Here is a 14698-nt window from a genome sequence, read left to right as displayed (position 1 = left end):
GCTAAAACATTTTTGCTCTAGCAAAGACTCGATCTAAATTAAGGGACTCAAGGACAATTCGTGTTGCGTAGTCTTCTACTCAGCGGGAAAATATACGCCTGAAGAGAAAAATAATCAAATTCCTGGGAGTTTCTGCTTAAGGCCAGAAAGGGCCTTAAAGTTTATTTTGCGCGTGCGAAGGAAAATTCAAATCACTTTAGCTTTTTAGCTGGTAGATTGTGACTACTGGATGATGAAATCCGTAGCTTCCGTATTTCGAGCGAAATTGCTTCACGATGCGAAAAGTTTTATCAACCTCTGCGCGCAGTCCAATAGCAAAACGGCTCTTGCGCTTCGGTTTATAAGGATCGAAACGTTTAGCATCGAAATCAGAGACAATTAAATATTGATACTCAGAGGATTTTAACTTTTCAATCATCGGCTTTCGATCACGTTTAGTTGCCTTCGCAAAATCCCTGATTGTCACATCGATGATGTTGCTAGGAATAGGTGGCAGATAAACAGTCCCCCCTGCAACAATAACTTTCGTTTGTGGAGGCATATTTCCGGCAAGCCAGTTACTTGCTTGCTTGCGCGTGTCATTATAAATTTCTGAAGTGTATTTCAAGGTGCTTAAAAGTGGAAAAAGCAAAGTAAGTGAGAGCAGTCCCGTTCTAAACTTTTCTTGATTTGCTGAGATCAGCTTGAAATTAAAGATTTCAAGATTTAACCGCCGAATAAATTCAGCGGCAAGTAAGGCAATAAATGGTACACATGCTAAGACATAACGGTCAGGCTGTGGTGGTGGCTTCGAGACTGCCCACTCGGGAGGGATATAAAAAATCAGCATTCCGCCAACGATCAGTAGGAATTTTGTTTCTAAATCTCTAAGCGTGATACCAGTTTGTAAAAGTGCAAAAGTTAAGACTAATAAAGACACTCCTGGAATTAAGCCAGTTGAGAGATGATACATCCAAAACTGAGACCAAGCGTCAATCACTAATCCAAGGTGCCCACGCATGGCATGCAAAGACTCGGTGCGAATGCCGTAATAAAGAAAAGTAAAACGGTCTAACGACAAAAATACGTAAGGCATGGTTGCCAAAAAGCCGACAGGCATCAAGAGTGTGGCAGCAAGCGAATGCTTGAGGAGAGTTAAATCAGGCTTAAATGTTAAACGTTCTGATTTTAACCAGGGCACTGCAAGCACGCAGGCAATCGTAACAAGACCAGTATATTTTGCCCCAAAAGAAACTCCGGCAAGAAAGCCAGCAAAATATAAGTACCTTAATTTCCCCGCTTGAATCGCCTTTAATACCGCAAGCACGCAGGCCAGTGTAAAAAACACAAAGAGCGCATCTTCTTTCATGTAACGACTATTGGTTACATGTAGCGGCGAAAAAGCTAAAAATAAGGCAGCTAAGACTCCAGTGAAACTAGAAGAGAGGCGTCTACCGATGCAATAAATAAGATAGATTGAGAGTGAGCCGGTAATTACATTCACGATTCGACCTGAGAGTAGGTAGCGGACAACTGAATTTCCCTCGGGGTAGTTCAACCATTCAAGTGGTTGGGCAACAAACCAACTAAGATAAAGCAGTAGTGGGGGGAGTGCTGCGTAATTGGGGTCAATTGTTTGGTTTTTTACCATTTTACTTAGCAGTGTAGCTTTCTGCAGTTCGTCTGGGTGATAAGCACGTGGTAGTCCAAAATCAACACCGTAAATACGTAGCAAAGTGCCGCCAAGAATTGCAAAAATTAATAAGAACAAATCGTTACCGATTATTTGTGGAGATTTTTGGTGACGGCTTGCGCTGCTATTTGAAATTTTATGTGCGAAAAAAAAGCCGATCGCAATACTGGCAAGCGTAAAGATTAGGTACGGCAACTTGTAATAATTCATGAGACCTATGAAATGCGAGAACCTGGCAAGAGACTTGTGCCTGGACTTACGAGCTCAAGACGTCCTGCTTCGTCACTTGCGGCAAGAAGCATGCCTTGACTTTCGTGGCCAAGCATCTTGCGCGGCTTGAGGTTAGTTACGGCGCAGACTTTACGACCGACAAGTGCCTCGGGATCATAGTGCTTACCAATGCCAGCTAAAATTTGGCGTGGCCCTGACTGCTCCCCTAAGTCAACTTTTAATTTAAGAAGCTTATCTGATTTCTCGATGCGCGAGGCTTCAAGAATTTGACCAACACGTAGTGAAACTTTGGCAAAATCATCAAACTCGATGAGACCTGTCTCAGTAGTTTGCTCGGATTTTACCTCTTTTGTTGTCTGACTTGCTGCTGTTGTCTGTTCCATAACTATTTTCTTTTTTTCAATTCTGGGGAAAAGTGCGGTGATTTCTCCAAGGCGGGAGCTACTCTGTAAACGCCCCCACTCTAAGGCGGATTTTACTGTAGCTTCCTTTGCTGCTGATTTTTCATCAAACCCTAGCATTTTAAAAATCTTTTTAGATGTTTCAGGCATGCTGAAGGAAATCATTGCAGCAATAATACGAATCGATTCAAGTTGACTATAAAGCACTGCATCTAAAGTTTCGGTATTTGGTGTTTGGGCTAATTTTTCTTCCTTGGCTAGTCCCCAAGGTTTAGTGCGGTCGATAAAAATATTTACCTCATCAATAAATGCCCAAATGCGTTCCAGTGCACGGTGAAGTTCACGGTCCTCAAAAAGCGCAATGCTTTCTTTGACCATCGCCTCAGCGCGTTCAGGTAAATTGCCCAATGCGGCACTGTTTTTTGTGGCTGTTGGAACTTTCGACTCACGATACTGCGTGCACATTGCAAGTGAACGGCTCACTAAGTTTCCAAGATTATTTGCCAGGTCAGCGTTGTAGCGTGTTTCTAAAGATTCGCGACTAAATGTACCGTCTAGTCCAAAAACCATTTCGCGAAAAATGTAGTAGCGAAATACGTCCATACCAAATTCAGTTTTGATCTCAAGTGGATTGACGACGTTGCCTACGGTTTTTGACATTTTTCCGGTTGGAGTAATCCAATAGCCGTGAACTGTCAGATGCTCATACAAGGGAATATTTGCGGCCATTAGCATCAGCGGCCAAAAAACGCCGTGCGGCTTGACGATATCTTTAGCAATTAAATGCTCACAATTCTTCCAGAATTTCTGGTAATTTTTGCCGCCTGGATAATTAACTCCAGTTAAATAATTAATCAGCGCATCAAACCAAACATAGGTTACGTAGTTTGGGTCAAAGGGTAATTCAATGCCCCAGGTTAAACGTGATTTCGGTCGTGAGATACAAAGATCTTCGAGCGGCTCACGTAAGAGCGCTAAGACCTCATTACGATATCTTTCCGGTCGAATGAAATCAGGTTGAACTTCGGTCAAGTGCTTGATTAAGCGGTCTTGATATTTTGACATTTTAAAGAAGTAATTTTTCTCTTCAACGAATTGTGGCGCAGTTTGATGGTCAGGACATTTGCCATCAATTAATTCCTTCTCGGTTAAAAAACGCTCACAGCCTACGCAGTATAAGCCCCCGTATTCACCAAAATAAATGTCACCTTGGTCATAGATTTGCTGCAAGATTGTTTTTACAAGTTCCTTGTGATCTTCGTCGGTTGTGCGGATAAAGCGATCATACTCAAAACCGAGTTCTTTCCAGGTGCTGATGAAAAGATTGCTCACGTCATCAGTGAATGCTTGTGGGGTTTTACCAGCTTTAACTGCGGCTTGATGGACTTTATCACCGTGTTCATCAGTGCCGGTCAGAAAAAAAGTTTCCTTGCCCATGAACTTATAAAAGCGCGTGAGCATGTCGGCTAGTGTGGTCGTATAGGTATTGCCCAGATGCGGATGGCCGTTTGCGTAATATATCGGTGTGGTTACGTAGTAATTGCTGGTCATCATAGATTCATAGCATAGATAAATTAATTCAAAAGAGTGCGAGTATTTAGAAAGAATTCGTTGAGTTGGAGTTCAGCTTGAGCGTTACGGTCTTCAATCAACTGCTGAGTTTGAACTAGCTGATAACTAACTTCAGAAATCGGCCGAGCATCATGGCTTAAGAATTGTTCACGCAATTTCGCCCGCAGTAATGGCCAAGCCAGCGTCAAGCGCTCCTTGCTTTGCGCTAGGTAGGTGCTGATGCGTAAACAGCTAGTTGGACTGAAATTAGCTTTAAAGAATTGGTCAATTTGTAATGCGATATCCGAAACAGCTGCTTCTAGGTCGATTAAGTGTTTGCTGATATTTTTGGGGTTTTCCAGCTGGAGGCTGCGTAGATTAACTAAGCCACCTAGATTAAGCGGCGCAACTGAACCTTCAAGTAATTGCAGTAGTGCTTTACTGATTTGTTTTTCCTCAGGCAGCAGGCTTTTGAGTAAGTTCTCGAGATCGGCCTTCGCGAGTAGACCAAAATGAAACAATTGGCAGCGTGAGATGATTGTTTCAATTAATCGGTGTGCGCTGTCAGAAATCAAAATAATGTGTGTATGGGCAGTTGGCTCTTCTAAAGTTTTGAGCAAGGCACTTATGGCAGCGTTTGACATGCGTTGGGCTTGATCGATAATTGCAACCCGACAGGCCGCCGGGTTATTTGCTGCATGAAATGGCTTAAGTTGTAGTTCGCTAATTAGGGCGCGAATTGTCTCAGCAGGAATATCCTTTTTCCCTTCTTCTAAGCTAACCACAAAGAAATCAGGATGATGTTCTAAATTTTCAGCTCTGAGTAATTTTCTTGCCAGATGCTGGGCGACGGCACGTTTCCCAACACCAAGAGGCCCAGAAAATAAAAGTGCATGTGGTGTGCGTTGCTCCGCAACTTGTTTCTCTAGCTGTAGAACGGTCTCACGATGCCCAAAAATTTTATGCCCAGCAGTTCTCGCAAGCGTTGCGCCAGAGTCGTCTGGGGTAAAAAAAACAGCTTCGTTTGCATTTGATTTTCTCTGCGCCATGTTGATCGGAATTAATACTACAGCGCAGTTTCAATAACTGCAAATGCTTGATTGCAGATTTGTAAGGGAGATTGATTGGCATCAAGGATTGAGAATTTGGTTGAGCTTGCTGTCGAAGAATTCTTGGCAATTGCTAAAAATCCCTGGCGCACTTTTTCATGAAAAGCTTGACGTTCCGACTCAAAACGATCAAGACCTTCGCCGCGTTTCTTTGCCCGGCGTAAGCCTTCTTCCACAGCTAAATCCAAAATAAAAGTATAATCTGGGCTAAGCTTTGTCGTGGCGATTTGATTTAACTGATTAATGATTTCAGTTGAAATGCCCCGACCAAATCCTTGATAGGCAAGGGTTGAGTGAATAAAGCGGTCGCAAATTACAATTTCGCCGCGCGCTAGTGCCGGTTGAATTACTTCATGAAGATGCTGTGCGCGGTCAGCTTCAAAGAGCAGTAATTCCGCAAGCGGTGCGAGGTTTTTTTGCTCTGTGCTAGTGTCGTGATCGAGTAACATACGTCGCAGTGCCTGGCCAAGCTTTGTTGCCCCAGGTTCATGTGTCAGTAAAGTTGTTTTGCCACGAGCATTAATCTTATCAGCGAGCGCTTGCGCTAGGGTCGATTTTCCTGAACCTTCAATCCCTTCAAGTGTGATAAAAATACCTTGCATTAGTCTTACCTGACCTTAGATCTCACGGGAGATAGAGACTGATTCCATAGATTAATTGCTCGGTAGTGAATGGTTTAGGGATATAATAATCTGCCCCATGTTGATATCCTTCCATGATTTCATCGCCTTGTCCCTTGGCAGTGAGCATGATTACGGGAATATTTTCTGTTTTAGGATTTTCTTTCATGGCTTTAAGCACATCATAGCCATTTAATCCGGGCATCATGATATCGAGAAGAACCAAATTGGGGATAGTGGTTTTCAATTTATCTAAAGCATCTTGGCCGTTGATGCAGCAGACGGCATTGTAGCCTTTGCTTTTTAGAATCATCTCAACCAGTGAGCGTGCATGATTATCATCATCAACTACAAAAATCGTTCCTTTTCCAGCCATCTTAATTCTTCCTACACTATACCCGTTGCCAAAAATTTTCTCGGTTAATGAAACTTTAGTCAACGGATATGGATTTAACTATAATAACGTCTCGCAATAGACTTAGACTAAAGATTTATAGCAAGAAAACTTTGAAATTTTACACTATATTAGCACCTAGTAGCTTTGCTGCTTTCCTAAGTTATAGTGATCATTTGACATTTAGAGCAGTTCTCTATTTGCCGCATAGAATCGTGAATTACTCTAAAGAACTAAAGAAACTTTCATTCTTCGCCAAATTAATCTATAATAACTTACTCTAGATTGGAACTAATTTAAATCATTAGGAAATTTTGTAATGTCGATAGCCGCCTCAGATATTAAAGAAGATTATAAGTATGGATTTAAAGATCCTGAAAATGCCATATTTAAAGCACGCAAGGGTATCGATCATGAGATTATAGATCAAATTTGCGATCACAAAGGCGAACCCGACTGGATGCGTGAATTCAGACATAAAGCCCTTGATATCTTTTTTTCTAAGCCAATGCCTAACTGGGGCGGGATTGAATATCTCAAAGAACTTAATTTCGAAGATACATATTACTACCTTAAACCGGTTGAAAAGCAGGGCCGCACTTGGGATGACGTTCCTGCAGATATTAAACGCACTTTCGATAAGCTTGGAATTCCTGAAGCAGAACGCACAGTCCTTGCTGGTGTGGGTGCACAATACGAAAGTGAAGTTGTTTACCACTCACTCAAAAAGGAATGGGAAGAGCAGGGCGTAATTTTTCTTGATACAGATTCTGCACTCAAGCAACATCCAGAACTTTTTAGAGAATATTGGGCGACGATCGTGCCCCCAGATGATAATAAATTTGCGGCACTAAATTCTGCTGCTTGGTCAGGCGGAAGTTTTATTTATGTGCCTCCTGGCGTAAAGCTCGATCTTCCTTTGCAAGCATATTTTAGAATCAATGCAGAAAAAATGGGGCAGTTTGAGCGCACCTTAATTATTATCGATGAAGGTGCTTATGCGCATTATATAGAAGGCTGCACAGCTCCAACCTATAGCTCAGATTCTCTCCACTCTGCAGTGGTCGAAGTGATTGTGAAGAAAGGTGGTCGCTTCCGTTATTCAACAATCCAAAACTGGGCAACAAATGTCTACAACCTTGTAACTAAGCGTGCCGTTGCTCACGAAGATGCGGTGATGGAGTGGGTTGATGGTAACCTTGGTTCCAAGCTGACGATGAAATATCCTGCAATTTATCTAGTTGGTGAGCGTGCCCACGGAGAAGTTCTCAGTGTTGCCATGGCAACTCAAGTTCAACATCTCGATGCGGGTGCTAAGGTTGTGCACGTTGCACCGAACACAACATCGGAAATTATTTCTAAATCAATTTCCAAAGACCAGGGACGCTCTTCTTATCGTGGCCTTGCTAAGGTTTATGAAGGCGCAACTGGAGCCAAAGTCTCAGTTGAATGCGATGCGCTCTTAATTGGAGATCAATGTCGCACTGATACTTACCCATACATCGAGGTCTACGAGCCAACTGCAGAAGTTGGCCACGAAGCAAGCGTTTCTAAAATCTCCGAAGAGCAGATGTTTTATCTACAAAGTCGTGGACTTTCTGAAGAACAAGCACGCTCGATGATCGTGCGCGGCTTTATTGAACCAATTGCTAAAGAGCTTCCACTGGAATACGCGGTAGAACTAAATCGACTGATTGAGCTTGAAATGGAAGGCTCAGTTGGTTAGCACTAGTAATAGCTGCCCGGTGCCAAACTGTATTAATCACTTAATACGCCAATCACCTGCAAATTAGGCCAAAATTTAGCATCTTTTGTGATTTCGCAACCAAGTTGGCGTTGCTTGAAATTGGTACCGTTCAGCACCTGCCCTTGGTTTGCTTCAAGCCGAAACTTTACTTGCTCACTACAGGCAAGTAAATCATCGCTAAAATTTGTAACTGTAATTTTTCCCAATGCCGAATGAATCAGTATTTGCTGAGGGTTGGGATTGACCTTGATGCTGCCAATTTTAATTTCTCCAAGGACAATAATTTCTACTGACAAGGCTTGAGTGAGATCTAAGTTCTCAAGCTGCAGTTCACCGTTAATTACTAATTTTATAGTGCCCGCAATGGAGAGATTTGATGTTTGGAGATTGCCTTTAAAATACGTATCTTGCTCGAGGTTTAAACCTTCTTCACGACACGTAAATTTCGAACAGAATTTGCAGTCTGGGTTATGATTACTGAGTACGCTACAAGACTGAGTAGTTCCACGACGCTGAAGATAGTTCTCGAGGCGATGCCAATTTGGCGTTTTGAATAAATCATCAGTAGCTTTTTTGATCACTAAGTGCTGATTAAGTAAGTATAGTTCTGTGCCGGGGTCTAGCTTTTTTAGGGCACTTGGAATTGTGCCCAGATCAACTTTTCTTAATTCTTTTGTGAAGTCACTGTTCAGATCAATTAACTCTTGAATATAGTTTTTATAGGCACTCGAAAAACTAAGCTGGAGCTGACTCTGCGTAGCGATAAGGAAAACTATTTGTGTTGAGAGCGCAATAATAATTAATGCGCAAATTAGAACTGAGCCGGTTTGTTGATTTCGTTTTAGATTCTGCATAGCGATTCACTCAAAAGTAAAGACTAAGTAGATCTGCCGTCGTGAGACTTTGACGAAGATGAAAAAGGAAATTTGCCTGCCTTAAGGCTGTGGTAACTGTAAACAGTAATAACTCGTCGTGGATCTTTGTAATTTGCAAATTTTTTACGCCTTGCACTAAGGGTTGTTTTTCGCCTGTTAACTCTGACCAGTAGTAAAGAGTTTCATGAGCGTTAAGAGAGAGCTCATAACTTTCAGTAATTGGAATGAGTATTAAGGGGCGAGCTGTGACAGTTGCTAAGCCAAGTTGTCGTAAGTTAATGCGATAGAGTGCTTTCCCTGGACAGGCAGTGTGTCGATCGACAACTCTGCTAGCTTTGAGTTGATAATTTCCAAATTCATCTACTGCAAGGCCACGATAAAACTCAATTGCCTTACCAGAGCGCTCTGCTAGGGTTTTTGGCCCACAATAATGTTCCTTGTTATCTACCTGAGCGAGGGCTATCTGGGTGAGGGTGCCTTGAGCATCAAGCGCAACAATTTTTAACTTTGCATTGCCTGCAGAGTCTGCGCTGAAGCTTAAATTACCTTCAAGCCTTAATTGATTTGCTGCTTGAATTGCCCGACGTAGATGAAACTCTACGCTGCGCTCAGTTTGCCGGTTAATTGTCTGCTGCTGACTAACTACGCTGCGCCGAGAGAAACCTTTAAGGAGTGAGAGTGGTGCGACAAGAATTATTCCAGTAAGGGCCGTTACGACCAGTAGCTCCATTAAACTTAGGCCAGCTGCGTCTGCTAATCGATTTCTTTCCATAGAGTGACTTGCTGAATTGAGTCCCCCTGCCGAATTAAGCACTGCAGGTACTGATAGGATAAACTACTTTCGGGCGAAGTACTGCTACACTGATATTCAATTGCATTACGAAATGTACCAGCCAGCTCTTGCGTGACTTGTAGATAGGCGAAAAGATCCGAATATTGCTCTGCTGCAGCAAGGGACGCTCCCGCAGTTTGTTCACTTCTAAAACTAACAGCCTCAGTTTTAGCTAAAGCAAAGAAGCTAATTAATAGAATAAATGTTGCAACGAGAATATCGAGAAGTGACATATCTTAAATCTAGTCCAAGCAAAAAATTCTACGCTGACCGCGTAAGGACTGAATCAGTGAGCAAGTTGACGAGTTCATTCTGAATTCAACGCGCCCTGGTGTAGCCGTGCCGTTGGGGCGAATCACCCAACTCGCGGGATTTTTTAAGTTTCCAAAATTAAAGCTCTTCAGTGTGACTTGTTTTGGAATCGCTAAGGTAAAGCTTTTGTTGTGGTAATTAAGTTGCAAAGATTTTTGTTTGAATGATTTGATTTCAAGCGGAGTGCGCTTGAGTTCGGTAAGTGCCGCATGATAATTAATTTTAATTAGTAAGTCTTTAGTGTAATGCCGAAGCGAGGGTGTAAGTATTTGACTTGCTTTGAGGGTAGCAATCCCAGCAAGTCCAGTCATAAAAGCGCAGACCACTAGTAGTTCAAACAACGAGAATCCCGAGTTGCTTGCGCGGTAATTTTTTACAGTTTTAAGCATACCATTTATTATCGGCCAAACTGGGGTGATTGTTGCGTTTCGCAAACGAGATTAGTAGATCGATCGCACTTTTATCGATTGGAATCACAGGATTTTCATATGTCTGAAACAGTAGCTGGGAACACAAGTCAAAAATTTCGCATTGAAAAGGATTCAATGGGGGAAATGAAAGTCCCTGTTGATGCACTTTATGCGGCACAAACTCAGCGCGCACTTGAGAATTTTCCAATCAGTGGGCTGCGCTTTTCCCGCTCTTTTATTCGCGCTCTAGGGCTGATTAAGAAATCAGCAGCACTGGCCAATGCCAGTCTTGGACTTTTAGAAGATCAGCATAAAAATGCAATTCTCAAAGCTTGCGAAGAAGTTATCTCTGGCGCCCTTGATCGTCAATTTGTGCTTGATATTTTCCAAACCGGATCTGGCACTTCGACCAACATGAATGCCAATGAAGTGATTGCACATCGCGCAATGCAACTCGCTGGAGCCGAGCTAAAAATTCATCCCAATGACCATGTCAATATGAGTCAATCCTCAAATGACGTGATTCCGACTGCACTGCACGTTGCTGCGGCTGTAACAATTACGGAGAAGCTGATTCCGGCGCTCAAAGGTTTACGTGATGTACTTAACGCCAAGTCAAAAGAATTTTCTGGTTTCGTGAAAACTGGAAGAACGCACTTGCAAGATGCAACTCCAATTACGCTCGGCCAAGAATTCAGTGGTTACGAGAGTCAAGTTACGCACTCACTGGAAAGACTCGAACGCTCACTGGTTAGCTTGCTTGAGCTTGCGCAGGGAGGGACAGCTGTCGGCACAGGCTTAAATACCCATCCAGAATTCCCTAAGCGTACAATTGCCGAGATCTCTAAAGCAACGGGACTTAGTTTTTTTGAGGCGAAGAATCATTTTGAAGCACAAAGTGCCAAAGATGGCGTGGTAGAAATGAGCGGGCAGCTTCGAACAATCGCAGTTAGCCTTGCAAAAATAGCCAATGATATTCGCTGGCTTGCTTGTGGGCCGCGTTGCGGGTTGCAAGAGATTGCTTTACCCGAAGTTCAGCCAGGTTCTTCAATCATGCCGGGCAAGGTAAATCCAGTTATTGCCGAATCGCTTTTAATGGTTTGTGCGCAAGTAATTGGCAATGATGCCTGCATTATGCTTGCTGGCCATAGTGGCAGCACCTTTGAGTTAAACGTGATGATGCCAGTCATGGCTCATAATCTACTTGAATCGATTGAATTACTGGCCAGCGGAGCTAAGAATTTTTCAGATAAGTGTGTGTCTGGGATTACTGCAAACGAAAAAAGACTTTACGAATTAGCTGAAGCAAGTATTGCAACCTGCACAGCGCTTGCTCCAAAGATTGGCTATGATAAGGCGGCTCAACTTGCTAAAGAGGCCTTTAAAACTGGGATGTCTGTGCGCGAGATTGCAGTGCGCCAGCAGGTTCTTCCGGTTGATGAAATTGATAAGACATTAAATCTGCTTGCGATGACTAAGCCCGGGCTCTAGGGAGGCTCTGCTGAAGTCCGATCTTCGCCAATTTCTTCCGCCTACGCGGCTTAGCCGACTGCGGCGGACAAGTCGTCACGGGAGATTTCTGCGATGCTCGTTTATTGCAATAAAGTGCGCTTCTTGCCCTGTAAAATATATTAGGGCTCGTTCCTCGAGCTTGGCTGAACCTCGAACTTAATCCGAGCCTCCCTACTCAGAGAGTTATTATATACCAGTTTGCAAAAAGATTTTGGATAAAACTGACGATTTTGCAAACTGGTATATAAGTTGTGTCGCAGACACAACCAGTAAATAGCGTTTCCCTTTTAATAATAAACCCATAGATAATAAACTCATACATAGCTTATATCTACCAGAAGGATATGTTCTTGATGGTTCAGCTGCGTTTGCAACATATCCAAAATAGTTATGGGAAACGCTTTAACTTGCAAAACTGTGACTCATATAAACTCAGCAGATGCTGCGATTGAAGGTGGTGGTGGCGCTGTAGCCGTGGAAGAAGGATCAGAACACACCAGGCACTTATTGATCAGAATTAGTTTGGTAGGACTCACGATTCAACCTACGCGGCAATGTCAGCGCGAATTCAATCGGTAATTCCTCACCGTTATATTCAATGCCGTGCATGGTGTTGATCAGATGCTCTGCATCAAGTCGATTCAGGTCAGCAAAGCCATAGTGGTCGCGAAACACAATCGAATCAAACGTCCCGTCAGGGACTTCTGCAAATTCAAGGGCTAAATTTGAAAAAACTTCAGCAGTCATTCCTGCTGCACTTCCCTGGCCAATATAAATCCGTACATTATCATTTGGATGCCCTCGCCGTGGAAGTCCACGACTGCTGCGGGTTTGTTCTGGGCGAGTTGTCGTATCAGAGTTTGAGCGCTGATTATTGCGCTCATGATTTCGATAATTGGAGCGAGGCTCAGAGTCACGGCGGTCCTGTGTCCGTGGCCTTTGTTCTTGGTTACGCGCAGATCTACCGTTACCACGTTCAGCTTGTCCGTCTCTTCGCGGCCGACGGTCATCGTCACGTCTGGGGCGGTCTCCGCGTCCACGACGATCGCTACCTTGGTCAGCATAGGAAGAAGTCGAGCTTAAATCTTCGAATGTTAAAACCGAGAACGGGTCGCGGCCAGTGTTTTGAGGAGTGCTTGCCAGTAAATTTTCGCTAAGCGGTTCTGGAATTTTCAAAAATGTTGGAAGACTTCTAGAAAGATTTACAAATCCAGAAAAATCCTTTGTAGCAATTAATGAAATAGAAAACGCGTTTCTTTTAGGAGTAAGCTCTAATAATTTATCAGCAGACTCAGCTACAGCGTAGTGGATGATCACGTCAGCTAAATCTAAAATCTGGCTTGTGCCTGCAGGGAAATTTCCTAAAAGTAGCAGCTGATGTTCACGTTTGTCGAAAAGTTGAATCTCTTGGTCACTAATTTCAGTCTGAATTGTTTCTAGTGCAAGTGAAAGTTTATAGCCAATTTTAGCTAAATTCAGTCCAAGATACTTAAGCTCACTCCGATCAGTCGACCGGATTACAACTTTCTCAGCTTTGAAAACTTCGAGCAGTTTTAGTAATGTTGTAAATTTTGCTCGCAAATCACGACCGACCTCAATATAGAGATGCTGAGGCTGATTAGCGTCGAGACGCAGATTGGTATAGATCTGACTTAAGTATTGATTATTTAGTATCATAAATTTGACAGTATTTACGGCGGTCTTAAAAGATTGCTATAGGTCTAAAATTAGTCGCAAAGATGTTATTAATTTTTATTGCTCATGCTTTAATTTGAAGGGTTTTTTAAATGAATCTCCGTAAGAATGCAATCTTCGGTCAATCTTTAAACGGATTAGCCTTAATTGATCAAATTAGGGAATTAAGAATTTTAGACTATCTTTGCCTTACCACCTGCATTCTTGTAGTTTCAGGTTGCTTACCAGCGTTAAGCAAAGAAGAGCGCCCCCTAGCCAGTACGCAAATCACTCAAGCACAGGCGATTCGGCCAAAAACAGAGATTTATGCCGACGCAACAACAGGCTTGGTTGGATTCCAAGCATTTAAGCTCGAGCGCGGGCAGGTGCAAAACTTTATTGCGACCTCCAGCGGACAGCGGGCTTATGCTTCAACCTCGGACGGGGCAATTTTAGAGCTACAGTATCTAGCGAAGTCGAATCAGCTCGATCGTAGACAGATCTACCATGCTCAGGGCTTGCAGACTCTACTTGCGCTCAGTCAAGATGAAACTTTGTTAGCGATTGCAGAATTTTCTTCGATCACTGTTCTTGATTTGACCACACTTGAAGTTAAGGCCAAGCGCAGCGATTTGCGTGGAGGTGTTACGGCAATCTCCTGGGACCCGCTGCAAGAATATCTAATTTTTGGTCAGGCCGATGGAACAATTTATGCCTGGTCTTGGAAGCAAGCTAGCGCCCTCGAGACCTATCTTGGAGCGAGCTCGGCAATTGAAAAAATTATTGTGCACCCCTTAGGCAGAATCTTTTTTGCTGGTGAGCGTGACGGTCAAATTTCTGTTTTTCGTTTAATTCGTACAGATTATGATCTGGGCTTAAGAGATCCGGATGCTGCCGTAGATTTACCGCAATCAGTTAGAAAAATACAGACTCCCTCATTGGGAACGCGCATTGATGACATGTGGCTTGAGTCTAATGGTGCATATTTATTTGTTTCGGCAAGCGATGGACAAGTCTATCCGTATAAGATTCGTGGAATTAAGCAATTACCACCGTTTAAAGTTAGTGCTGACTTTTTAGTGGGCTTTACAGGCATTGAGCAGCAAATTTTATTTTTTGGAGCTGCAACCAAAGATCAGCGTTTGCGCTTTTTTTGTTTCCGTAACGACGGTAACTTTACACTCGATAGTGCTACTTTTTTAGAACCACTCGAATTTCTTACTGCAAAGGGGGGAATCTTGTGGGCAACTCAGAAGTCCGGTAACATTATCCGCTTTGATTTAAAGCTTTTAAGTGCAGACCCAGCTTGGGCTGAGCAGTCTCAACGTTGCTTGAGAACAATAACTTAAAACAAGTAG

13 protein-coding genes are annotated in these 14698 nt (G+C 43.0%); 3 read left to right on the top strand and 10 right to left on the bottom strand.

Annotated features, from left to right (window positions below; all coding sequences use genetic code 11):
* Nucleotides 1-196: 196 nt before the first annotated feature.
* From JNK13_06240 to JNK13_06220, 5 genes are read right to left on the bottom strand one after another with little or no spacing between them, the layout of a single operon-like run.
* Nucleotides 197-1882 carry a glycosyltransferase family 39 protein gene (locus JNK13_06240; protein ID MBL7662336.1) on the bottom strand — a complete coding sequence of 562 codons (1686 nt, stop codon included), beginning with the start codon at nucleotides 1880-1882 and terminating at the stop codon, nucleotides 197-199.
* Between the two features lie 5 nt (nucleotides 1883-1887).
* Nucleotides 1888-3855, bottom strand: coding sequence for a methionine--tRNA ligase (metG, locus tag JNK13_06235; GenBank protein ID MBL7662335.1), 1968 nt, complete (start codon nucleotides 3853-3855; stop codon nucleotides 1888-1890).
* A 23-nt stretch (nucleotides 3856-3878) separates the two neighbouring features.
* Nucleotides 3879-4904, bottom strand: a complete 1026-nt coding sequence (locus JNK13_06230; GenBank protein MBL7662334.1) for an AAA family ATPase — start codon at nucleotides 4902-4904, stop codon at nucleotides 3879-3881.
* 17 nt (nucleotides 4905-4921) lie between these two features.
* Nucleotides 4922-5557 (bottom strand): dTMP kinase, encoded by a 636-nt coding sequence (gene tmk / locus JNK13_06225; GenBank protein ID MBL7662333.1) that lies wholly within the window; start codon nucleotides 5555-5557, stop codon nucleotides 4922-4924.
* Nucleotides 5558-5588: 31 nt separating this feature from the next.
* Nucleotides 5589-5960 (bottom strand): response regulator, encoded by a 372-nt coding sequence (locus JNK13_06220; protein MBL7662332.1) that lies wholly within the window; start codon nucleotides 5958-5960, stop codon nucleotides 5589-5591.
* 337 nt (nucleotides 5961-6297) lie between these two features.
* On the opposite strand from JNK13_06220, the gene sufB reads away from it, so the two are divergent.
* Entirely contained in the window at nucleotides 6298-7704 is a 1407-nt protein-coding gene (sufB, locus tag JNK13_06215) for a Fe-S cluster assembly protein SufB (protein MBL7662331.1), read from the top strand.
* Between the two features lie 32 nt (nucleotides 7705-7736).
* Here sufB and JNK13_06210 read toward each other — a convergent pair whose 3' ends face one another.
* Genes JNK13_06210 through JNK13_06195 form a run of 4 tightly spaced genes read right to left on the bottom strand, consistent with a single transcriptional unit; the run spans nucleotide 7737 to nucleotide 10133 of the window.
* Nucleotides 7737-8579, bottom strand: a complete 843-nt coding sequence (locus JNK13_06210; GenBank protein ID MBL7662330.1) for a hypothetical protein — start codon at nucleotides 8577-8579, stop codon at nucleotides 7737-7739.
* Nucleotides 8580-8589: 10 nt separating this feature from the next.
* A complete protein-coding gene (locus JNK13_06205) occupies nucleotides 8590-9372 on the bottom strand; it encodes a hypothetical protein (GenBank protein MBL7662329.1) in 783 nt (260 codons plus the stop codon).
* Nucleotides 9354-9665 (bottom strand): hypothetical protein, encoded by a 312-nt coding sequence (locus JNK13_06200; protein ID MBL7662328.1) that lies wholly within the window; start codon nucleotides 9663-9665, stop codon nucleotides 9354-9356. The genes JNK13_06205 and JNK13_06200 overlap by 19 nt, the downstream gene beginning before the upstream one ends.
* Nucleotides 9666-9674: 9 nt before the next feature.
* Nucleotides 9675-10133: a hypothetical protein gene (locus tag JNK13_06195; protein MBL7662327.1), complete on the bottom strand. Its 459-nt coding sequence runs from the start codon at nucleotides 10131-10133 to the stop codon at nucleotides 9675-9677.
* 99 nt (nucleotides 10134-10232) lie between these two features.
* Between JNK13_06195 and JNK13_06190 the strand changes: the two genes are divergently transcribed.
* The gene (locus JNK13_06190) at nucleotides 10233-11645 is read left to right on the top strand and encodes a class II fumarate hydratase (GenBank protein MBL7662326.1); all 1413 of its coding nucleotides are present in this window, start codon (nucleotides 10233-10235) and stop codon (nucleotides 11643-11645) included.
* A 525-nt stretch (nucleotides 11646-12170) separates the two neighbouring features.
* On the opposite strand, the gene JNK13_06185 is transcribed toward JNK13_06190, so the two are convergent.
* Nucleotides 12171-13343 carry a hypothetical protein gene (locus tag JNK13_06185; protein ID MBL7662325.1) on the bottom strand — a complete coding sequence of 391 codons (1173 nt, stop codon included), beginning with the start codon at nucleotides 13341-13343 and terminating at the stop codon, nucleotides 12171-12173.
* Nucleotides 13344-13453: 110 nt separating this feature from the next.
* On the opposite strand from JNK13_06185, the gene JNK13_06180 reads away from it, so the two are divergent.
* Entirely contained in the window at nucleotides 13454-14689 is a 1236-nt protein-coding gene (locus tag JNK13_06180; protein ID MBL7662324.1) for a WD40 repeat domain-containing protein, read from the top strand.
* Nucleotides 14690-14698: the final 9 nt, after the last annotated feature.

Source organism: bacterium (assembly GCA_016786595.1).
In the GTDB taxonomy this organism is placed as follows: Bacteria; Bdellovibrionota_C; UBA2361; order SZUA-149; family JAEUWB01; genus JAEUWB01.
This window is presented reverse-complemented; position numbering and strand designations above follow the sequence as displayed.